Below are 22501 nucleotides of genomic sequence, written 5' to 3' on the forward strand. Positions count from 1 at the left end.
TCATTGTTTGTTATTCGAATGTTTTCTGATACAAAAGAAGGGTTTTGTTGGCGCCCGCCAAGCCAGTTACCAGAGAGACCTCTATGCAGCCCTTTTTTGCCCAGCGCTTTGCCAAGGTAGAGCCTTCCTTTATCCGTGAAATCCTGAAAGTCGCCGTTAACCCGGAGGTGATTTCCTTCGCCGGCGGCCTGCCCAACCCCGAATTCTTCCCCAGTGAAGAGCTGGAAGTGGCCACGGCCAAGGTGCTGCAAAACAAGGGCAACGGTGCGCTGCAATATGCCGCGACCGAAGGCTTCGGCCCGCTGCGTGACTATATTGCCGAGCGTTACTTCAAGCAGCATGGCATGCGGGTGTCGCCGGAAAACATCCTGATCACCAACGGCTCCCAGCAGGCGCTGGATTTGATCGGCAAGGTACTGGTGGACGAGGGCTCGGATCTGATTATCGAAGAGCCGGGTTACCTGGGCGCCATTCAGGCGCTGTCGGTGTATCAGCCCAACTTCCGCGGCGTTTCCCTGAAAGACGATGGCCCGGATCTGGCCGAGCTGGATGCCTTGCTGGCCGAGCCGAACCACGCCCGGCTGATGTACGGCGTGACCAACTTCCAGAATCCGTCGGGCCTGAGCTACAGCCTGGAAAACCGCAAGGCGGTGGCCGAGCGGCTGATCAAGCACAAGGTACTGATGGTGGAAGACAACCCCTACGGCGAACTGCGTTTTGAAGGCGAGCACCTGCCCCCCATCGCCAAGCTGGCACCGGAAAACGTGGTGCTGCTGGGGTCTTTCTCCAAGGTGGTGGTGCCGTCGTTCCGCCTGGGCTGGATGGTGGTACCGGACTGGCTGCGCCAGAAAATCACCATCGCCAAGCAGGCTTCCGACTTGCACACCAACGGTTTCGTGCAACAGGTATTGTACAGCTACCTGCAGGACAACAGCCTGGATGCCCATATCGACCGTATCCGCACCGTGTACGGCCAGCAAAAGAACGCCATGGAGCAGGCACTGCTGCGCCATTGCCCCGGCATCGATTTTACCCGCCCCGAAGGCGGCATGTTCCTGTGGCTGAAGCTGCCGCAGCATATCAACGCCATGGAGCTGTTCAACCTGGCCATCAAGGAAAACGTGGCCTTCGTGCCGGGCCGTCCCTTCTATGTTCGCCCCGACATCCTCAATACCGCCCGTTTCAGTTACTCCGGTGCCGATGCCGCCACCATCGAAGAAGGCATCGGCCGGCTGGGCCGGGTCATCCAGCGGGTGCTGTAAGCCGCCAGCGTTAATCCTTTCCCGTATCGGCCGCCGGTTAAACCGGCGGCTTTGTTTTTGGCTTGTCACTTATCGCTCAAGACGGCGGTTCCCCCTTGCACCTTTGGGCTAACTTTGGATAATTCGCCTTCCCAAGCCTGCCGGAGAAAACAAATGACAGATCAACACCCGTCCGCCCAAACCGAGGACGAACTGCGCAAACGCAAAATCCGCAGCTTTGTACGCCGTGAAGGTCGTCTGACCAAGGGCCAGGAAAAAGCCCTGGCCGAACAATGGCCGGTCATGGGTATCGAATACGAGGCCCGACTGCTCGATCTGGACGCGGCCTTCGGTCGCAGCGCTCCCCGGGTGCTGGAAATCGGCTTCGGCATGGGCGCTTCGCTGGTGGAAATGGCCAAGGCCGCGCCGGAGCAGGACTTTATCGGCATCGAAGTGCACACTCCGGGTGTGGGCGCCTGCCTGATGGCCGCCGCCGAGGCGGGCATCGGCAACCTGCGGGTAATGTGCCACGACGCAGTAGAGGTGTTCGAGCAGATGCTGCCCGAGCAGAGCCTGGACCGGGTTCAGCTGTTTTTCCCCGATCCCTGGCATAAAAAGCGTCATCACAAGCGCCGCATCGTACAGCCCGCTTTCGTGGAAATGGTGCGCAGCAAGCTTAAAATCGGTGGTGAATTCCATATGGCCACCGACTGGGAAAACTACGCGGAACATATGCTGGAAGTGATGAAGGCGGCGCCCGGCTATGCCAACGCGGCCCCGGCGGGCGACTACATGCCGCGGCCCGACTACCGCCCGCTGACCAAATTTGAACAGCGGGGGCATCGCCTGGGCCACGGGGTATGGGATTTGATCTTCACCCGCACCGCCTGAGCGGAGACTAGCTTCCCGCGGATAGGGCCAGGTATTTCTGGTGCAGGGCGGCCACGGCCGCTTTTACGCCGGCCAAATCGGCACTGCTGTTGTCCAGCACGTCGTCGGCGGCGGCCAGGCGTTGTTCCCGGCTGGCCTGGGCGGCCATGATGGCGTTAATTTGCTGCTCGCTGCTATGGTCGCGCTTTACGGTACGGGCCAGTTGCAGCTCGGGGGATACGTCCACCACCAGTACCCGGTTGGCCAGGGAAGTTAGCCCGTTTTCCACCAGCAGCGGCACCACCAGCAGGCAATAGGACGAGCGGGTGGCGGCGCAGGCGGCGACCATGCGCTGCCGGATCAGGGGATGCAGCAGGGCGTTCAGCCAGTCTTTCTGCTCCGGGCGGGCGAAGACCCGCTCGCGCAGGGCGCGTCGGTCGAGGCTGCCGTCTTCGTTGATCACTTCCTGGCCAAAATGTTCCGCTATGACTGCCAGTGCCGGTTCGCCCGGCGCCACCACCTCGCGGGCGATGATATCCGCGTCTATCACCTCCACGCCCAGTTCGGCAAAAAGCTCGGCCACCGTGCTTTTTCCGCTGCCGATGCCGCCGGTCAGTCCTACCACGTAGCTCACAGTGCCCACCTCCAGTACATGCCAACCGCTTGCTGGCCCCATATCAAATATAACCAACCGCCCAGGGCCAGGGCCGGGCCGAAGGGCAGCACCCGATCTTCGCCCAGGCGACGCAGGGCCATCAGTCCCAGGCCCAGGGCGGCGCCGGTAAAGGATGCCAGCAGCAGTACCGGCAGCAGGCTTTGCCAGCCAAACCAGGCGCCGATGGCCGCCAGCAGCTTGAAGTCGCCGTAACCCATGCCTTCCTTGCCGGTGGCCAGTTTGAACAGCCAATACAGGCTCCACAGAATGCCGTAGCCGAAGGCGGCGCCCAGCACGGCGCTGCTGAGGGGAACGAAGAGGGCGTTGATATTGAGCAGCAGGCCCAGCCACAGCAGCGGCAGGGTGAGGTTGTCGGGCAGCAGCAGGTGATCCATGTCGATCAGCGTCATGCACAGCAGGGTCCAGCTGAACAGCAGTGCCGCCAGCAGTTGCGGGCTGGCGCCGAAGCGCCACAGGGCCAGCCCGGCCAGGGCTGCCGCCGCCAGCTCCACCAGCGGGTAGCGTTTGGCGATGGGGTTGCTGCAGTAGCGGCAACGGCCTTTCAGCCATAGCCAGCTGAGCAGCGGAATATTGTCGAGTACGCCCAGTTGGTGATGGCAATGGGGGCAGCGGGAACGGGGGGTGCACAGGTTGAACGACGCCTCTGTGGGCAGGGGCCGGCCGTTCAGTTCGGCGCATTCCCGCTGCCAGTCGCGCTGCAGCATCAGCGGCAGGCGGTGGATGACCACGTTGAGAAAGCTGCCCACCAGCAGGCCCAGCAGCAGGGTGAGGGAATACAGTAACACGGGGTTGTCGAGCAATAGCGCCATTGTTGTTCCTACGGGGATTGAACTTGATCGTGGATGTTCAGGCCTGCACCATCCCGCCCAGCTGCCAGCGTCAGCGGATAACACTACCCAAATTGAAGATGGGAAGATACATGGCAATGACCAGGCCGCCAACCAGAATACCCAACACCACCATGATGATGGGCTCTATCAGGCTGGTGAGGCCGTCTACCGCGTCGTCTACTTCCCGCTCGTAGATGCTGGCCACCTTGTTCATCATGTCGTCGATGGCGCCGGATTCTTCACCTATCATCACCATTTGCACCACCATATCGGGGAACAGCTGGGTAGTGCGCATGGCCAGGTTCATCTGCATGCCGGCGGTGACTTCGTTGCGCATCTGCATGATGGCCTTGCGGTACACCACGTTGCCGGCGGCGCCGGCCGAGGAGACCAGCCCCTCCACCAGCGGAATGCCGGCGGAGAAGGTGGTGGCCAGGGTGCGGGCAAAGCGGGCCAGGGCGGCCTTGTGCAGTATGGTGCCCACCACCGGGATACGCAGGGTAGCGCGGTCGGTGGCATCCCTCACCTGCTGGGACCGGCGCCAGGCGCGGGCATAGAGAAGCAGCGTTGCCGCCGTCCCGGCCAGAATATACAGCCAGGAAGCCTGCACCCAGCGCGACAGCGTGATCACCATCTGGGTAAAGGCGGGCAGGGGGGCGCCGAAGCCGGCAAAAATGTCCTCGAACTGCGGTATGACGAACAGCAGCAGTATGGCGGTCACGGCCATGGCCACCAGAATCACCATGGCCGGATAGAACATGGCTTTTTTGATCTTGGACTTGAGCACTTCGGCTTTTTCCCGGTAAATGGCCACCTGGTCGAATATATGCTCCAGCGCCCCGGTCTGTTCGCCCGAGTGCACCAGATTGCAATAAAGATCATCGAACTGGCGGGGGAATTTTCTCAGGGCGTCCGAGAGCGGGGTGCCGCCTTCCACGTCCGAGGCTATCAGGCCGGTGAGTTCGCGAATGCTGCTTTTCTGGTAGGAGCGGGAAATGAGTTGCAGGGTTTGCACCAGGGGTACCCCGGCTCCCAGCATGGTGGCAATCTGGCGGGTGATCACGGCGATGTCCATCGGCCTGATGGTGTCTTTGCCGTGGGCGAACAGACTCCGGCTTTTGCGTCGCACACGGGTGGCGCTCACCCCCTGGCGTTGCAGTTCCCGTTTTACCGCCTGTACGCTCATCGCCTGGATCAAGCCGGAGACTTTCTGCCCACGACGATTCACGCCTTCCCATTGATAGGGATGTACCTTGCCGCTTTTGGTCGTTGGCATAGCGCGTCCTTGTTACGAGTAAGGCCTGAAGAGGCCGGCGGCGCAAGCGTCCTGCAATGCGGCATCAGCCGCTGATGCGGTTGACTTCGGCCAGGCTGATCATGCCTGCCCTGGCTTTTTCCAGCGCGGCCCGGCGCAGGCTGACCATGCCGTCTTGTTCCGCCGCCCTGGCGAGGGCCAGGGCGTTGGCGCCTTCCATGATCAGGTTGGCCAGCCTGTCGTTCATCGGCAGCACTTCGTAAATACCGATGCGGCCTTTGTATCCGCCGGTGCAGCGGTTGCAGCCGGCGGCTTTGTACAGTTCAACGCCTCTGGCCAGTTGGGCAGGGCTAAAGCCCAGCGCCAGCAACTGATCTTCCGGCACCTGCTCCCGGGTCTTGCAGTGCGGGCACAACTTGCGCGCCAGTCGTTGGGCCATGATCAAGGAAACGGAAGAGGCGATGTTATAGGCCGGCAGCCCCATGTTGCCGAGCCGGGTCAGGGTTTCGGTGGCGGAGTTGGTGTGCAGGGTCGAAAGCACCAGGTGGCCGGTCTGGGCGGCTTTTACCGCGATTTCGGCGGTTTCCAGATCGCGAATTTCCCCCACCATGATGATGTCCGGATCCTGGCGCAGAAAGGCCCGCAGGGCATGGGCGAAGGTCAGTCCGGCCTTGGGGTTGATCTGTACCTGGTTGATGCCGGGCAGGTTGATTTCTATCGGGTCTTCGGCAGTGGAGATATTGGCGGTTACGGTGTTGAGGATACTCAGGCCGGTATAAAGTGATACCGTCTTGCCCGAGCCGGTGGGGCCGGTCACCAGTATCATGCCCTGGGGCTTGCGCAGGGCGGCCAGATACAGTTGCTTCTGGTGCTCCTCGTAGCCGAGCTGATCGATGTCGAGCCTGGCGCCGGAGCTGCCCAGGATACGAATAACGACTTTCTCCCCCCACTGGGTGGGCAGGCTGTTGACCCGCATGTCCACCGATTTGCTGCGGCTCAGCTTGAGCTTGATGCGGCCGTCCTGCGGCAGCCGGCGCTCGGCAATATCCAGCCTGGCCATGACCTTGATCCGGGCGGCAAAACGGGTGGCCAGGTTAACCGGTGGCGAGGCAATTTCGTGCAGCAGGCCGTCTATCCGGAAACGAATACGATAGAAGCGCTCATAGGGTTCAAAGTGCAGGTCGGAGGCTTCCTTGCGCACCGCATCCAGCAGGATCTTGTTGATGTAGCGCACTATGGGGGCGTCATCGTCGGTATTGTCCATATCCGCATCGTGCTCGGCCGGGCCATCGTCCAGCTCCAGCCCGGAAATATCCGTATCCTCAATGTGCTCCAGATCGAGCCCGCCGTTGCGGCCGCCCTGGTGCAGCCGGGTCAGCAGTTGCTGCAGCTTGTCTTCCTCCACCAGCAGGGCGTCGGTCACCAGATTGAAGCGGAAGCTGAAGTCTTCCAGCGCCGCTACATCGGTGGGATCGGACATGGCCAGGTACAGCACCTTGCCCTGCAGGCAGATGGGAACCGCATGATGGCGCTCAATCAGGTCCATGCTGAGATACTGCGGCGGCAGCTGATCCGGCTCAACGTCGTTCAGGTCGACCAGCGGCAGGTCGAATTCCTGCTCGCAAAAGCGCGCCAGGGTGCTGCTGGGCAGCAGATGCTGCTCCACCAGCACGGTGCTGAGCGGCTTGCCTTCCTGGCGGGCCTGGCTCTGGGCCCGGTCCAGTTCGTCGGGCGACAGAAGGGAGGCGGCGGCCAGGCTTCTGGCCAGACCGCTTCTGATGCTGTTGATGGGTAGGGTCATGGGCTAGCAAAGGCCTTTGCCGAGGCAGGAGCCTTCTATTGTCCAGAGTACTTGCCGGTTTGTTTGGACATTACCCTTCAAGGTGAAGGTAATATTTTCAGCGTTTCCATCTTCTCCTGAGCTCCCAAATATACCTGGAGCTCCAGCGGCGGTGATGACTATCCCATTACTCGAATTTTCAGCTGGTTCAGCTATCACACTGGCTACAACTTTATCATTGTACGAGCCGGTTACGGCCCCTGCACCTGCGGTTGCACAGGTGGTCATAAGGCTGTTATCTATAGGGGAGCCGGAGCCTTGAATACAGACTTCAACGGCGGTTTTGGCCGGTCCTACCGCCGCTATCACCTCACTAAACTTGGCTCTTTTGGTATAGTTCTGATACGCCGGCAGGGCCACCGTCGCCAGTATTGCCACTATCGCCACGACAATCATCAGTTCGATCAGGGTAAAACCGCCCTGGCGGGCAAGGGTGGGGGTTTTCATATCATCATCCTTGATTTGAAAGTCCGTCTTGGTCTTGGTGGGTGAGCTGGCTCAACTAAAGATCTATAGCCAAGGCGGCAGGGTTTTGCATCTCTGTGAGGGCAAATAGGGGCGATATCAAAGAAAGGGTTTCGTTTGGGTTTTGTCCCTGCCTTCTTCCCATGCTCCGCATGAGAAGGGGGCATTTAGGGGAAGAGGCGGCATTGTGGCCGTGGGTTACGGCGTGCAATCCATGGATTGAACGCCGGCACAGGAATGAGGGGCGGTGCGACCAAGGAGAGGATGTTCACACCCAGGGCATGATAACAGTTGGCGTCCCGTTTCAGCCTTCGACCCGCATGGAAAGGTCCATGGCGCGGATATGCTTGGTCAGCGCCCCTACCGAGACATAGTCCACGCCGGTGGCGGCGTAATCGGCAATGGTCTCCAGGGTGACGTTACCGGAGACTTCCAGCTTGGCACGGCCGGCGGCGGTGGCCACGGCGGCGCGCATGTCGGCCACGCTGAAGTTGTCCAGCATGATGATGTCGGCGCCGGCCGCCAGCGCCTGGCCCAGTTCGTCCAGGGATTCCACCTCCACTTCCACCGGCTTTTCCGGCTGCAGCCGGCGGGCTTCGGCAATGGCCTTGTCAATGCCGCCGCAGGCAAAAATATGGTTTTCCTTGATAAGGTAGGCATCATAAAGGCCCATGCGGTGATTATGGCCGCCGCCGCAGGTGACCGCGTATTTCAGTGCATGGCGCAGGCCGGGCACCGTCTTGCGGGTATCCAGCAGGCGGCATTGGGTGCCGGCCAACAGGTCCACATAGCGGCGGGTGGTGGTGGCCACGGCCGACAGGGTCTGGATAAAATTCAGGGCGGTGCGTTCACCCGTCATCAGGGCCCGGGCCGGGCCGGTCAGGGTCAGCAGGCGCTGGTTGGCCTTGACCGCATCGCCGTCCTCTACCTGCCAGTGCAGTTTCACTTCGGCCCCCAGCTGCAGAAAGGTCTCGGTGGCAAAGGCGCGGCCGCAGAAAATGCCGTCTTCCCGGGTGATCAGGTGGGCCGTTACCTGCTGGTCTGCCGGCAGCAGTTGGGCGGTAATGTCCTGTCTGGGATCCAGGGTGCCGCCCAGATCTTCGGTTAAGGCGGCGGTAACGTTGAAACGGATTTCTTGAGCCAGCATGGTGTTTTGCATCTGAGCCTTACCTTGGTTCACGTAGTTGTTCTGTAGCGCCCCGCTCAGGGCGCCAGGTATTTGATGGTTAATTGCGAGCCCCGCTGGGTCAGCTCGAACTGGCGCAGGGCATTCATGCCGAGCAGCACTTCGCTGTTGTGGCTGGGCATGATAATGGCATCCAGATCGTACAGGGTGAGGGGCCCCAGCGACAACGTTTTAATGTGGGTACGATAGCCGGTTACCTGGCCGGCGGCGGTGTTCAACAGCAGTGTCCGCCCCACCGGCAGGGCCAGCTGTTCGGCGACCGGCCGAGGCACGGCCACCTGGGTTGCGCCGGTGTCCAGTAAAAACACCACGGGTTCACCGTTGATGTCACCGTTTATCAGGTAATGACCCTGGCGGTTTTGCTCCAGCACTATGGTACGGCTGTCGAGCAGTTGCAGCTGTTGGTTGGGGTGGTAGTCCCGCTCCAGTTTCTGCTGGAAAAACCAGGTCAACAACGCCAGTGCCAGAACCCACACCAGCAGCCACATAACACGTCCGGTTTTTCGCGGGGCGTCGTCGTTGTTCGCCATTGTTCACTCCTCGCACACCTGCTTGCTGCAGCGGGACGTTAAACTGTTAGTATATCCCCGGTGATGCTTGGTTTGGGGTTGATATGTCTTTTCTGTTAACGGCGCCGGGCTGGCTGCACCCGGCCCGTCATTGTGTGTCTCCGCATAGGGACGAACGGCCCGGCAACGAAATTTCGTTGCTGGTGGTGCATTGCATCAGCCTGCCGCCGGGGCGGTTTGGCGGTCCTTATATAGATGACCTCTTTATGGGGCGTTTGGATCCCGCCGGGGATCCTTATTTTGCCGACATCCACCGGCTGCGGGTATCGGCCCATTGCCTGATCCGCCGCGACGGCGAACTGGTGCAGTATGTACCCTTCGAGCTCAGGGCCTGGCACGCGGGGCTGTCCTGCTTTGCGGGGCGTGACAAGTGCAATGACTTTTCCGTGGGTATCGAACTTGAAGGTACCGATACCGGCATCTATACCCATGCCCAGTACCAGGTGCTGGCCGAGGTGAGCCGGCTGCTGATGCAGGCCTACCCGGCCATTACCCCCGAGCGCATCACCGGCCACAGTGATATTGCCCCGGGACGCAAGACGGATCCGGGCCCGGGGTTCGACTGGGCAAGGTTCAGGGCGATGCTGACCACCGGCTGAGCCGCTCCCGGATCCCTGTCTCGGGCTTGCTGTGACCGGCTTCCCCCGGCTTGGCTCCGCCGTGGTGCCAGCCGGGAGAAGCAGGCTGAAATAACGCACTGCAACATTCTCCTTCATTTGGAAATTTCTCTCCCGCTGCATCCTCTTCTTTGGTCTTACCAATTTTATCTGCTTGATTTTTTCCCTTTTTAGCCAGGGTTATGGCTTTCCGCCCGAATGACGTGGGTTTTTTATTTTTTTGTATGTAATCCGTACAAAATGGATAGACATTCAACTGGCTCTCTGATACCTTTTTTTAACAGTGTTAATTGGTCTTACCAATTCTAAGCCGGACCGCATGTCATATCAGCGCATCAAACAGCCAAAACTTGCCGACACCATCGCCGCCAAACTGGAGCAGATGATAGTGGAGGGCAGCCTGCAACCCGGACAGCGATTGCCGCCGGAGCGGGAGCTGGCCGAACAGTTTGCGGTATCGCGTCCCTCGGTGCGGGAGGCCATACAACAGCTGGAAGCGCGCGGTCTGGTATCCCGGCGTCAGGGCGGCGGCACTTATGTGCAGAACGCCCTGAGCAAGGGCCTGGCCGATCCCCTGTTCCAATTGCTGGCAGAGCATCCGGAGTCGCAATACGACCTGCTGGAGTTCCGTCACACCATGGAGGGCATCTCCGCCTACTATGCGGCGCTGCGCGGCACCGAGGCGGATTTCGACGCTATCCGCGAGGCCCAGCAGGCCATAGTGAAGGCGCAGGAAAAAGGGGACTTACCGGCCGAAGCCAAGGCCGCCGCCGAGTTTTACCTGGCGGTGGCGGCGGCGGCGCACAATGTGGTGTTGCTGCATTTGCTGCGGGCCATACAGCCGATGCTGGAGTCCAGCATCTTGCGCAATATCAAGATTCTCAACCGGCGCGCCGGCATGGTGGAAAAGATCCGCGTACATCGCGCCAATCTGATCCAGACCATCCTTGCCCGCGAGCCGGAACAGGCAAGGGATGCTTGTCATGAGCACCTGGCCTTTATTGAAGAAACCCTGCTCGACATGCAGCGTGAGGAAAGCCGCATCCAGCGCTCCCTGCGCCGTACCCGTCAGCAGGAATAATAACGCCGGCAACGACGAAACCCATGGGCAGGTGCCCCAAACGAGATAGGAAACAGCCATGTCTGATATCCTGAAAAACGATGTGGATTCAATAGAGACTCAAGAGTGGCTCGACGCCCTCGAGTCTTTGATCCGTCAAGAAGGACCTGAGCGCGCGCAGTATATTTACGAGCGGCTCACCACCAAGGCCATTAAATCCGGTGTGGCCGTGGCCAGAAATGCCCACTCAGATTACGTCAACAGCATCAAGACCGACGAAGAACCTGAATATCCGGGTAACTGGGATCTGGAACGGCGGATCCGCGCCATCATCCGCTGGAACTCGGTCATGATAGTGCTGCGCGGCTCCAAGAAAGACCTGGACCTGGGTGGCCACATGTCTTCCTTCTCGTCCAGCGCCACCATGTACGAAGTGGCGTTCAACCATTTCTTCCGTGCCCGCAACGAGAAGGACGGCGGCGATCTGGTATTCTTCCAGGGGCACATCTCCCCCGGCATCTACGCCCGCGCCTTCGCCGAGGGCCGCCTGACCGAAGCCCAGCTCGACATGTTCCGCCAGGAAGTGGACGGCAAGGGCATTCCGTCCTATCCGCATCCCAAGCTGATGCCGGACTTCTGGCAGTTCCCCACCGTGTCCATGGGTCTGGGTCCGATCAACGCCATCTATCAGGCACGCTTCCTCAAGTACCTGACCGACCGTGGCCTGAAGGACTGCTCCGAGCAGCGCGTGTACGCCTACCTGGGCGACGGCGAGATGGACGAGCCGGAATCCAAGGGTGCCATTACCATCGCCGCGCGCGAGAAGCTGGACAACCTGTGCTTTATCGTCAACTGTAACCTGCAGCGCCTGGACGGCCCCGTGGTCGGCAACGGCAAGATCATCAACGAGCTGGACGGCATCTTTACCGGCGCCGGCTGGAACGTGGTCAAGGTGATCTGGGGCCGTCGCTGGGACGAACTGATCGCCAAGGACAAGTCCGGCAAGCTGGTCCAGCTGATGAACGAAACCCTGGACGGCGACTACCAGAACTTCAAGTCCAAGGACGGCGCCTATGTGCGCGAGCACTTCTTCGGCAAGTATCCGGAGACCCTGGAGCTGGTGAAGGACATGACCGACGAAGAGATCTTCGCCCTCAACCGGGGTGGTCACGATCCCGCCAAGATGTTCGCCGCCTACAAGAACGCCGCCGACACCAAGGGCAAGCCGACCGTCATCCTGGCCAAGACCATCAAGGGTTACGGCATGGGCGACGCCGCCGAAGGCAAGAACATCGCCCACCAGGTCAAGAAGATGGACATGTCTTCGCTCAAGCACTTCCGCGACCGCTTCAACATCGAAGTGACCGACGAAGAGCTGCCCAAGCTGCCCTACATCAAGATCGAGGAAGGCAGCCGCGAGCATGAATACCTGCACACCCGTCGCCAGGCGCTGAAAGGCTATGTGCCCACCCGCCTGCCGCAAACCACCGTCAAGCTGGACATTCCCGCTCTGAGCGAGTTCGCGCCGCTGCTGGAAGAGCAGAAACGGGAAATCTCCACCACCATGGCGTTCGTGCGTTCGCTCAACATCATGCTGAAGGACAAGTCCATCGGCGAGCGTATCGTGCCCATCCTGGCCGACGAAGCCCGTACCTTCGGTATGGAAGGCCTGTTCCGCCAGATCGGCATCTACAACCCGCACGGCCAGCAGTACGTACCGCAGGACCGCGAGCAGGTGGCCTACTACAAGGAAGACAAGCAAGGCCAGGTACTGCAGGAAGGCATCAACGAGCTGGGCGCCATGTCCTCCTGGCTGGCGGCCGCCACCTCCTACAGCACCAACGACTGCCCCATGATCCCCTTCTACATCTACTACTCGATGTTCGGGTTCCAGCGGGTCGGCGACCTGTGCTGGGCGGCCGGTGATCAGCAGGCGCGCGGCTTCCTGCTGGGCGCGACCTCAGGTCGTACCACCCTCAACGGCGAGGGCCTGCAGCACGAGGACGGTCACAGCCATATCCTGGCGGGTACCATCCCCAACTGCATCACCTATGATCCGACCTACGCCTATGAAGTGGCGGTGATCGTACAGGACGGCCTGCGCCGCATGTACGGCGACAACCCGGAAAACGTGTACTACTACCTGACCACCCTGAACGAGAACTACCACCAGCCGGCCATGCCCGAGGGCGCCGAGGAAGGTATCCGCAAGGGTATCTATAAGCTCGAAACCGTGGAAGGCGGCAAGGGCAAGGTCCAGCTGATGGGCTCCGGCACCATACTGGTGGGCGTGCGCGAAGCGGCCCGGATCCTGGCCGAGGAATACGGCATCGGCTCCGACGTGTACAGCGTGCCTTCGTTCAACGAACTGACCCGCGACGGTCAGGACGCCGAGCGCTGGAACATGCTGCATCCCACCGCCGAGCCGCGGGTGCCCTATATCGCCCAGGTGATGGGCAAGGCGCCGGCCATCGCCGCCACCGACTACATGAAGAACTATGCCGAGCAGGTCCGGGCCTTTATGCCGTCCGCCGGCTACAAGGTGCTGGGCACCGATGGTTTCGGCCGTTCCGACAGCCGCGAAAACCTGCGTCGCCACTTCGAGGTGAACAAGCACTACGTGGTGGTGGCTGCCCTCAACGAACTGGCCAAGCTGGGCGAGCTCGACAAGCAGGTAGTGGCCGATGCCATCGCCAAATACGGCATCGACGCCGACAAGATCAACCCGCTGTACGCATAAGGGGTAACACATGTCTAAAGATATTCTGGTGCCGGATATCGGCGCGGATGAGGTTGAAGTCACCGAGATCCTGGTGGCCGTGGGCGACAAGGTCAGCGAAGAGCAGTCGCTGCTGACCGTGGAAGGCGACAAGGCGTCGATGGAAGTTCCTGCCCCTGCCGCCGGCGTGGTGAAGGAAATCAAGATAGCGGTGGGCGACAAGGTTGCCACCGGTTCCCTGATCATGGTGTTCGCGTCCGAGGGTGGCGAAGCCGCCGCCCCGGCCGTAGCCGAAGCACCGGCCGCCAAGGCCGAGGCTGCACCGGTCGCCACCGCTTCCGCCCTGAAGGAAGTACAGGTGCCTGACATCGGCGGTGACGAGGTGGAAGTCACCGATATCGCCGTCAAGGTCGGCGACAGCGTGGGCGAAGAGCAGACCCTGCTCACCGTGGAAGGCGACAAGGCCTCGATGGAAGTGCCCGCGCCCTTCGCCGGCAAGGTGGCCGAGATCAAGATCGCCGTGGGCGAGAAGGTCAGCACCGGCAGCCTGATTATGGTGTTCGAAGTGGCTGGCGCTGCCGCCCCGGCCCCGGTTGCCCAGCAGCAGGCCGCGCCGGCCCCGGCTGCAACCGGCTCCGTCGCCCGTGACGTGAACGTGCCCGATATCGGCGGTGACGAAGTGGAAGTCACCGAGGTGATGGTGGCGGTGGGCGACAAGGTAGCCGCCGACCAGTCCATCCTCACCGTGGAAGGCGACAAGGCCTCGATGGAAGTGCCCGCGCCCTTCGCCGGCGTGGTCAAGGAGATCAAGGTCGCCGCCGGTGACAAGGTCTCTACCGGCTCCCTGGTGATGGTGTTCGAGGCCGAGGGGACCGCCCCGGCTGCCGCGCCTGCCGCCGCTCCCAAGGCAGAAGCCGCTCCGGCCGCCGCTGCGCCGAAAGCCGCTGCGCCTGCCGCTCCGGCTGCCAAGGGCGACTTCGTCGAGAACAACGCCTATGTGCACGCCACCCCCGTGGTGCGCCGCCTGGCCCGCGAGTTCGGTGTGGACTTGTCCAAGGTGCCGGCAAGCGGCCCGAAACAGCGCATCCTGAAGGAAGACGTACAGAACTACGTCAAGGCCATCATCAAGCGGGTGGAAAACCAGCCTGCGGGCGTGGCCGTCGCCGGCAACGGCCTGGAAGTGCTGGCCTGGCCCAAGGTCGATTTCGCCAAGTTCGGTGAAATCGAGGAAGTGGCGCTGACCCGCATCCAGAAGATTTCCGGCCCCAACCTGCACCGCAACTGGGTCAAGATCCCCCACGTCACCCAGTTCGATGAGACGGACATCACCGATCTGGAAGCCTTCCGCAAGGAAGAGAATGCCATCGCCGACAAGCAGAAGCTGGGTTACAAGATCTCCCCGCTTATCTTCATCATGAAGGCCGCCGCCAAGGCGCTGGAAGCCTTCCCCAAGTTCTGCTCTTCCCTGTCGGAAGACGGCCAGACCCTGGTGATGAAGAAGTACGTGCACATCGGCGTGGCGGTGGATACCCCCAACGGCCTGGTGGTGCCGGTGGTGCGCGATGTCAACAAGAAAGGCATTCGCGAGCTGGCGCTGGAACTGGGCGAAATCTCCAAGAAGGCCCGGGCCGGCAAGCTGACCGCGGCCGACATGCAGGGCGGCTGCTTCACCATCTCCTCCCTGGGCGGTATCGGTGGCACCCAGTTCACGCCCATCGTGAACGCGCCGGAAGTGGCCATCCTGGGCGTGTCCAAGTCCGACTTCAAGCCGGTATGGAACGGCAAGGAATTCGTGCCCAGGCTGATGCAGCCGCTGGCGCTGTCCTACGACCACAGGGTGATCGACGGCGCCGACGGTGCCCGCTTCATCACCATGCTGAGTGGGGTGCTGAGCGACCTTCGTCGTTTGGCCCTTTAATGTGACAAGGCAGGCATTCGCCTGCCTTTTTACTTTCTTTTTACAGGCAGAACAGTAAACTTTGGCCCGTTTATTTAGTAGTGGTCATATTGAGTCTGGTCCGTCCAGTGGCCATTGCTTAAACGGGGCTAAAAATCATAATAGAGGTCACCATGAGTCAAGAAGTCAAAGCTCAGGTTGTGGTACTGGGCGCGGGTCCTGCCGGTTATTCCGCCGCTTTCCGTGCAGCCGATCTGGGTTTGGAAACTGTACTAGTCGAGCGTTATTCCACTCTGGGCGGCGTTTGTCTGAACGTCGGCTGTATTCCTTCCAAAGCATTGCTGCACATCGCCAAGGTCATTGAAGAGTCCAAGATGATGGCCAGCCACGGCGTGACCTTTGGCGAGCCCCAAATCGATCTGGACAAGATCCGCGGTCATAAAGAAAAAGTGATCGGTCAACTGACCCAGGGCCTGGGCGGCATGGCCAAGATGCGTAAAGTCAAGGTCGTCAACGGTTTTGCCAAGTTCACCGGCGCCAACACCCTGGTGGTGGAAGGCGAGGGCGGCAACACCACCGTGACCTTCGACAACGCCATCATCGCGGCCGGCTCCCGCCCGATCAAGCTGCCCTTTATCCCCCACGAAGATCCGCGCATCTGGGACAGCACCGACGCGCTGGAGCTGAAGGAAATCCCCGAGAAGCTGCTGGTCATGGGCGGCGGCATCATCGGCCTGGAAATGGGCACCGTTTACCATGCCCTGGGCTCCAAGATCGACGTGGTCGAAATGTTCGACCAGCTGATCCCGGCCGCCGACAAGGACTTGATCAAGATCTTCACCAAGCAGGTGAAAGACAAGTTCAACCTGATGCTGGAAACCAAGGTCACCAAGGTGGAAGCCAAGGATGACGGTATCCACGTGACCGTGGAAGACAAGAAGGGCGAGAGCAAGACCCTGACCTACGACGCCGTGCTGGTGGCCATCGGCCGTACCCCCAACGGCAAGTCCCTGGATGCCGAGAAAGCCGGTGTCAAGGTGGACGAGCGCGGCTTTATCAATGTCGACAAGCAGCTGCGTACCAATGTGCCGCACATCTACGCCATCGGCGATATCGTGGGTCAGCCGATGCTGGCGCACAAGGGCGTGCACGAAGGCCATGTGGCCGCCGAAGTCATCGCCGGCATGAAGCACTACTTCGACCCGAAAGTGATTCCTTCCATCGCCTACACCGAGCCGGAAGTGGCCTGGGTGGGTGTGACCGAGAAGGAAGCCAAGGAAAAAGGCCTGAACTATGAAGTGGCCAGCTTCCCCTGGGCTGCTTCCGGCCGTGCCATCGCCTCCGATTCGTCCTACGGCATGACCAAGATGATCTTCGACAAGGACACCCATCGTGTCCTGGGTGGCGCTACCGTGGGTACCAACGCCGGCGAGCTGCTGGGCGAGATCTGTCTGGCTATCGAAATGGGTGCCGACGCCGAAGACATCGCCCTGACCATCCACGCTCACCCGACTCTGCATGAGTCCGTGGGCATGGCCGCCGAGATGTTCGAAGGCTCCATCACCGACCTGCCGAACCCCAAGGCCAAGAAGAAAAAATAAGCTTTTTCTTCTTACTGGTCATCTCAGCGCCCGGCTCCCGCCGGGCGTTTTTGATCACGCCGCTGTTCTGTTTGCTCTCTTCCCCGAACACGGGGATACCAGACTGGCACTGGCACTGGCACTGGCACTGGCACTGGCATTTGGTGAGGTGGCATTATGGCTTCCAGCTTCCCACCCCATTTGTGCCAAGGATCACCTTTTCCGACGAAAGACTTCACATCTTTGTCAATTAGCCGATATGGTTAGCAGTCACAACAACAATAACGATTTCCGACCAAGTAAAGGAATACGAGATGCTCTCTAAATTAGGTCACTTGAGCGTCAGGGTGAAACTGACCCTGGGCTTTGCATTGGTGCTGCTGGCGACCCTCACCACCGCCGTCATCAGCTTTTATACCCTGTCATCGGTGCTCGACCGGAGCCAGAAACTGGAGCAGGCCGCCGCCATCGACCTGCTGTTCAGCAAGGCCCGCCAGCATGAGAAAAACTACCTGCTGCAGGACGATCCCGAAGAGCTGAACCGGGCCAAGGATATAGTGCAGCAGGCCAGGACGCTGGCGGAAGAGCTGCAACAGTCGCTGGCCGAGCCCGAAAACCAGGCCCTGATCGAGCAGATCCTGGCCGGTACCCGTACTTTCGAAGAAGAGCTGACCCAGATGGCCAGCCTCAACGAAGACGCCCAGCGCCAGATCTTCGACCTGAACGGCCTCGGCTTCTCCGCCCAGCAGCGGGCCGAATACCTCAGCGCCAGCGACTCCAGTGCCATGAGCTGGCTGGTGCGGCTGGTGGGCATCCGCCTGACCCAGAAAGACTTTGCCCTGAGCCGGGACGAGATCGATGCCATGCAGCTCTCCTCCCGCCTGCGCGGCCTGCTGGTGACCCTGGAGAACCGGATCAACATGAGGCCCGATGATGATGTGAAGGAGCTGCTGGAACTGCTCAAGCAGTTCCAGCAGCAGCAGGAGCGTTTTATCGAGGCCATCAACGGCCTGGTGGCGGTGGAGGAGCGTATCGATGGCCTGGCCCAGACCATCGCCGAGGGCGCCACCACCTTGCTGGCCAATCAGCAGGCGAGCATGAGTCGGGAGAGTGACTGGTCGCGCATCATCATCTTGTCGGTCACCGCTGCCGCGCTGATCATGGGGGTGTTGTTTGCCTGGCTGATCACCCTGGGCATCATCAATCCGCTCAAGCTGCTGGTGTCCCAGGCCAACCGCATCGCCGAGGGGGATCTGAGCCAGGATATCCGCCATAACCGTAAGGATGAGCTGGGCCGGCTGATGGACCGGATGCAGACCATGACCCTCAACCTGCGTCAACTGGTGAGTGAACTCAACAACAGTGCCGGCCATATCGCTACCTCCGCCGAAGAGCTGTCGGCGGTGTCGGAGCAGACCCGCACCGGGGTGAACCAGCAGCGGATGGAACTGGAGCAGGTGTCCACCGCCATGAACCAGATGGCCGCCACAGTGCAGGAAGTGGCGCGGCATGCGGAAACCGCCTTCGGCTCGGCCCGCACCGCCGACTCCGACGCCAGCGCCGGGGATCAGAAGGTGACCCTGACCATAGCCCATATCAACGAGCTGGCCGAAGAGGTGCGTCGTTCCCTGGCCACCATCAACCAGCTGGAAAGCGAGAGCCTGAATATCGGCAGCATCCTCGATGTGATCAAGGGGGTGGCCGAGCAGACCAACCTATTGGCCTTGAATGCGGCCATCGAGGCGGCCCGGGCCGGTGAGCACGGCCGCGGCTTTGCGGTGGTGGCCGATGAGGTGCGCGCCCTGGCGCAACGCACCCAGCAGGCCACTTCCCAGATAGAAACCCTGATCCAGGGGCTGCAAGCCAAGGCCCAGGAATCGGTGACCATGATGGGCAAGAGTGCGTCCATGGCGGAGGAAACGGTGGCCATCGCCAACGAGGCCGGCGACTCCATTCATGCCATTACCCGCTCGGTCTCGGATATCCAGCAGATGAACAGCCAGATCGCCACCGCGTCGGAGCAGCAGAGTTCGGTGGCCGAGGAGATCAACCGTTCGGTGTTCAGCATCCGGGAAGTGTCCGAGCATTCGGCGGCGGCCACCGAGCAGACGGCTTCCAGCAGCTCCGAACTGGCCCGCCTGGGTACCGAGCTGCAGCGACTGATCGGCCGCTTCCGGCTGCCGGCCTGATGCTGCGTGAAGCGTGAAGCGTGAGGCGGGTAATGCCTCACCCCTCGGCGCCTTAACAGCGACCCTTCATCGCCTGCCCGGGCGGACAGAAGCCGCCGCCCCGGTGACGCTCGCCGTCACTGATGCGGATGCTGGCATCCCGGGTGCGCAGCTCGGCATCCCGCACTCCCAGGGTGGTGGTGCAGGCGCTCAGCCCGAGCAGCAGGGTCACGGCGATAAACAGATTTTTCATGATAGGCTTCCTTCGATTCGGATCGCCATTTTACTGCTCCTGCTGCCTGGGCGCAGTGGCCCGCCCTCCTGCGACTGACGCCGTTCGTCGCAGCCCCGGTGTGGGGTATGGGGGCCATTGCAGAAGGTCGGGCCATCTCTCTCCCCATTCCTGCTTTCCCGCTCTACAATGCGCTTACTCTTTTCCCGTTTTTGCCGAACCGCCATGAGCCGCTATTTCCTGCTATTGACGTTGTTACTGGGAGCCATGCCGGCCCAGGCCGAACGCCCCAAGGTGGCCCTGGTGCTCAGCGGCGGCGGCGCCAAGGGCGCCGCCCATCTGGGGGTGATCAAGGTGCTGGAAACCCACCGCATTCCGGTGGATATCGTCACCGGCACCAGCATGGGCGCCTATGTGGCGGGCATGTACGCCCTGGGGCTGGATGCGGACGAGCTGGAGCGGCAAATGCTGAGCCTGGACTGGAACCAGGGCTACCAGGACAAGGTGGGGCGGGACGAGCTGTCGCTGCGGCGTAAGCGGCAGAACGACGAATATCTGCTGCGTACCGATATCGGTATAGACCCGCAATGGCGGCTGAGCCTGCCCGGCGGTTTTTTCCAGGGCCAGGCCATGGGCGCCCTGCTGCGCCGGAGCACCCTCAACCTGCCCGGGTTGAAGAGCTTCGACGACTTGCCCATTCCCTTCCGGGCCGTGGCCACCGACATGGAAACCGTCACGCCGGTGGTACTGGCGGATGGCCATCTGGCCACCGCCATGCAGGCCTCGATGTCGGTGCCCGGGGTGCTGCAACCGGTGGAGGTCGACAGCCGGCTGCTGGCCGATGGCGGCGTGGTCAACAATATGCCGGTGGACGTGGCCCGGGAACTGGGGGCGGATATCGTCATCGCGGTGGATATCGGGGACGCCATGTTGCCCCGGGACCGGCTCGACAGTGCCCTGGCGATGATTGGCCAGCTTACCAACTACCTTACCCGCTCCAGCACCGAGCGGCAGCTGGCGCTGATGACCGAGCAGGACATCCTGATCTCCCCCAATATCGGCGGCATCGGGGTAGGGGACTTCAACCTGATGCCGGATGCCATCCGCCGGGGTGAGGCGGCGGCCGAGGCCATGCTGCCCCGGCTGCAGGCGCTGGCGCTGACGGAGGAAGAATACCTGGCCTATCAGTCTCACAAGCTGGACCGGCGCGCCCAGCTGCAGCGCACCGACGCCGTCTACCTGGATAGGATCGCGGTGGAAAACAACTCCGGCCTGAGCGAGGCGGTGATCCGTGACGTGCTGGGCGTGGTGCCGGGCCAGTTTCACCAGACCCGGGAGCTGGAGCAGGGCGTGCGCCGCCTCTATGCCCTGGATGCCTTCGAGCGGGTCAGCTATCGCATCGAGGAGCGGGACGGCGAGCAGGTGCTGACGGTGCAAACCAGCGAGAAAGGCTGGGGGCCCGGGTTCGTCGATTTCAAGTTCGCCCTGGAGGATGATTTCTCCAGTAATTCCAATTACGAGATCGGCGCCCAGTTCCGCCGCACCAATATCAACATGCTGGGCGGCGAGTGGCTGGCGGAGGCGACCTTCGGCAGCAACAAGCAGCTGGCGTCCGAGTTCTATACCCCGCTCGACACCGATTACGACTTCTTCTGGAAGGTGCGCGGCGAGTATGAAAAACGCCGCCGTACCTTCTTCTTCGACGCCGCGGACCCCCAGTTCGAATTGTTCCGGCCGCTGACCACCCTGGACTTCGACTATGCCACCTGGAGCCTGCTGACCGAGTTCGGCTATAACCTGCGTCCCTGGAGCGAACTGGCCCTGGGCTTCCAGGGCCTGGTCGGCGATATAGAGGCGCGCAATATCGACGAGCGGCTGGATATAGGTTCAATGGGTCCTTATGTGCGTTTCAGTCACGATACCCTGGACAACGTCTTCTTCCCCACCAGTGGCCAGGCTTGGGAGCTGCGGCTGGGGTATTTTCGCAACAGCCTGGATATCAACGGCGGCAAGGAGAGTGTCACCGGCCTGGATTATGAACTGGAATGGTTGCGGCCTTACCGGCTCGACCGCCACACCCTGATCGGCAAGCTGGTCTTCGGCGGCTCCAGTGCCGAGCAGGAGGTGCCCACCTTTGCCCGCAGCCTGGGGGGGCTGTTCAACCTGTCCGGTTACCAGAGCGATCAGCTCAGTGGTCGCTACAGCGGCTTCGGCGGCCTGCTCTATCACTATCGGTGGTTCGACAACGATTTTGGCGCCTTCCGCTCGCCGGTGTACCTGGGTGGCTCCCTGGAACGGGGCGGGGTATGGAATACCGGCTCGGAGGTGGGCTGGGACAGCTCCCTGACCGCCGGTAGTATTTTTATCGGTGTGGACACCAATTGGGGGCCGTTATATCTGGCTTATGGCCATGGCGAAGGGGATAAAAACAGTTTTTATCTCTATTTCGGCAATCTGTTCAGCTTCTGATGTTAATGGTTTGTTGGGTGACTGGCGCCGGCAGGGAGCACAAAAGTTTTTTAAAAACATGGGGTTAATTCGTCATTCGACCAAAGGGTGGGGAGGCCGGATTTTAATTCCCGGTTAAAACTTATATACTGCTGCGGCGTCCGCGAGGATGCCTAGCCCCCAACAAGGATATTCCCGCCCACGGTGGCGAATGATAATAAGAGGATACAGTCGTGCTTGAAGCCTATCGTAAACACGTCGAAGAACGTGCCGCTGAGGGAGTGGTTGCCAAGCCACTCGATGCAGAGCAAGTTGCCGCCCTGGTTGAATTACTCAAGAACCCACCCGCCGGCGAAGAATCCTTCCTTTATGAACTCCTTTCCACCCGCGTCCCCCCCGGGGTCGACGAAGCCGCCTATGTCAAGGCCGGTTTCCTCGCCGCCGTGGCCAAGGGTGAAGTGAGTTCTCCCGTGGTGTCCCCCGACCAGGCCACCGAGCTGCTGGGCACCATGCAGGGCGGCTACAATATCCAGCCGCTGATCGAATTGCTCGACGTCGCCGCCCTGGCGCCCATCGCCGCCAAGGCCCTGTCCCACACCCTGCTGATGTTCGACTCTTTCCACGACGTGGCCGACAAGGCCAAGGCCGGCAACGGCCATGCCAAGCAGGTGCTGCAGTCCTGGGCCGACGCCGAGTGGTTCCTGGGCCGTCCCGCCCTGGCCGACAAGATCACCATGACGGTGTTCAAGGTGCCCGGTGAAACCAACACCGACGATCTGTCCCCGGCCCAGGATGCCTGGTCCCGCCCGGATATCCCGCTGCACGCCCTGGCCATGCTGAAAAACGCC

The 22501-nt window shown here is 61.2% G+C and carries 18 protein-coding genes; 10 read left to right on the forward strand and 8 right to left on the reverse strand.

Going from position 1 to position 22501, the window contains the following annotated elements:
• The first annotated feature begins 83 nt into the window (after positions 1 to 83).
• Both JKV55_RS05620 and trmB read left to right on the forward strand, forming a co-directional pair.
• Entirely contained in the window at positions 84 to 1262 is a 1179-nt protein-coding gene (locus tag JKV55_RS05620) for an aminotransferase-like domain-containing protein (protein WP_202083031.1), read from the forward strand.
• A gap of 153 nt (positions 1263 to 1415) precedes the next feature.
• On the forward strand, positions 1416 to 2132 hold the full coding sequence (gene trmB, locus JKV55_RS05625; protein ID WP_202083033.1) for a tRNA (guanosine(46)-N7)-methyltransferase TrmB: 717 nt from the start codon (positions 1416 to 1418) through the stop codon (positions 2130 to 2132).
• A 7-nt stretch (positions 2133 to 2139) separates the two neighbouring features.
• Here trmB and coaE read toward each other — a convergent pair whose 3' ends face one another.
• The 7 genes from coaE to JKV55_RS05660 form a co-directional block, all read right to left on the reverse strand.
• Positions 2140 to 2745: a dephospho-CoA kinase gene (coaE, locus tag JKV55_RS05630; RefSeq protein ID WP_369409624.1), complete on the reverse strand. Its 606-nt coding sequence runs from the start codon at positions 2743 to 2745 to the stop codon at positions 2140 to 2142.
• Entirely contained in the window at positions 2742 to 3596 is an 855-nt protein-coding gene (locus JKV55_RS05635; protein ID WP_202083037.1) for a prepilin peptidase, read from the reverse strand. The genes coaE and JKV55_RS05635 overlap by 4 nt, the downstream gene beginning before the upstream one ends.
• A 70-nt stretch (positions 3597 to 3666) precedes the next feature.
• Complete coding sequence (locus JKV55_RS05640; protein WP_202083039.1) at positions 3667 to 4893, reverse strand: type II secretion system F family protein; 1227 nt, start codon at positions 4891 to 4893, stop codon at positions 3667 to 3669.
• Positions 4894 to 4957: 64 nt separating this feature from the next.
• On the reverse strand, positions 4958 to 6673 hold the full coding sequence (gene pilB, locus JKV55_RS05645; RefSeq protein WP_202083041.1) for a type IV-A pilus assembly ATPase PilB: 1716 nt from the start codon (positions 6671 to 6673) through the stop codon (positions 4958 to 4960).
• Positions 6674 to 6676: 3 nt separating this feature from the next.
• Positions 6677 to 7159 carry a pilin gene (locus JKV55_RS05650; RefSeq protein ID WP_202083043.1) on the reverse strand — a complete coding sequence of 161 codons (483 nt, stop codon included), beginning with the start codon at positions 7157 to 7159 and terminating at the stop codon, positions 6677 to 6679.
• 322 nt (positions 7160 to 7481) lie between these two features.
• Positions 7482 to 8324 (reverse strand): carboxylating nicotinate-nucleotide diphosphorylase, encoded by an 843-nt coding sequence (nadC, locus tag JKV55_RS05655; protein ID WP_237332698.1) that lies wholly within the window; start codon positions 8322 to 8324, stop codon positions 7482 to 7484.
• A gap of 56 nt (positions 8325 to 8380) precedes the next feature.
• Complete coding sequence (locus tag JKV55_RS05660) at positions 8381 to 8893, reverse strand: retropepsin-like aspartic protease family protein (protein WP_202083047.1); 513 nt, start codon at positions 8891 to 8893, stop codon at positions 8381 to 8383.
• Positions 8894 to 8976: 83 nt separating this feature from the next.
• On the opposite strand from JKV55_RS05660, the gene ampD reads away from it, so the two are divergent.
• The 6 genes from ampD (at position 8977) to JKV55_RS05690 (ending at position 18994) form a co-directional block, all read left to right on the forward strand.
• The gene (gene ampD / locus JKV55_RS05665) at positions 8977 to 9531 is read left to right on the forward strand and encodes a 1,6-anhydro-N-acetylmuramyl-L-alanine amidase AmpD (RefSeq protein ID WP_202083049.1); all 555 of its coding nucleotides are present in this window, start codon (positions 8977 to 8979) and stop codon (positions 9529 to 9531) included.
• A 337-nt stretch (positions 9532 to 9868) separates the two neighbouring features.
• Complete coding sequence (gene pdhR, locus JKV55_RS05670; protein WP_202083051.1) at positions 9869 to 10630, forward strand: pyruvate dehydrogenase complex transcriptional repressor PdhR; 762 nt, start codon at positions 9869 to 9871, stop codon at positions 10628 to 10630.
• 58 nt (positions 10631 to 10688) lie between these two features.
• Positions 10689 to 13349, forward strand: a complete 2661-nt coding sequence (gene aceE, locus JKV55_RS05675; RefSeq protein WP_202083053.1) for a pyruvate dehydrogenase (acetyl-transferring), homodimeric type — start codon at positions 10689 to 10691, stop codon at positions 13347 to 13349.
• Positions 13350 to 13359: 10 nt separating this feature from the next.
• Entirely contained in the window at positions 13360 to 15246 is a 1887-nt protein-coding gene (gene aceF / locus JKV55_RS05680) for a pyruvate dehydrogenase complex dihydrolipoyllysine-residue acetyltransferase (protein ID WP_202083055.1), read from the forward strand.
• A 152-nt stretch (positions 15247 to 15398) separates the two neighbouring features.
• Positions 15399 to 16826: a dihydrolipoyl dehydrogenase gene (lpdA, locus tag JKV55_RS05685; RefSeq protein WP_202083056.1), complete on the forward strand. Its 1428-nt coding sequence runs from the start codon at positions 15399 to 15401 to the stop codon at positions 16824 to 16826.
• Between the two features lie 293 nt (positions 16827 to 17119).
• The gene (locus tag JKV55_RS05690; RefSeq protein ID WP_202083058.1) at positions 17120 to 18994 is read left to right on the forward strand and encodes a HAMP domain-containing methyl-accepting chemotaxis protein; all 1875 of its coding nucleotides are present in this window, start codon (positions 17120 to 17122) and stop codon (positions 18992 to 18994) included.
• Positions 18995 to 19046: 52 nt separating this feature from the next.
• Here JKV55_RS05690 and JKV55_RS05695 read toward each other — a convergent pair whose 3' ends face one another.
• Complete coding sequence (locus JKV55_RS05695) at positions 19047 to 19226, reverse strand: hypothetical protein (protein ID WP_202083060.1); 180 nt, start codon at positions 19224 to 19226, stop codon at positions 19047 to 19049.
• Between the two features lie 204 nt (positions 19227 to 19430).
• On the opposite strand from JKV55_RS05695, the gene JKV55_RS05700 reads away from it, so the two are divergent.
• Entirely contained in the window at positions 19431 to 21674 is a 2244-nt protein-coding gene (locus JKV55_RS05700; protein WP_202083062.1) for a patatin-like phospholipase family protein, read from the forward strand.
• A gap of 212 nt (positions 21675 to 21886) precedes the next feature.
• A partial coding sequence (locus tag JKV55_RS05705; RefSeq protein WP_500814671.1) for an aconitate B occupies positions 21887 to 22501 on the forward strand: 615 nt, incomplete at its 3' end.

Source organism: Zobellella iuensis (assembly GCF_016746085.1).
In the GTDB taxonomy this organism is placed as follows: Bacteria; Pseudomonadota; Gammaproteobacteria; order Enterobacterales; family Aeromonadaceae; genus Oceanimonas; species Oceanimonas iuensis.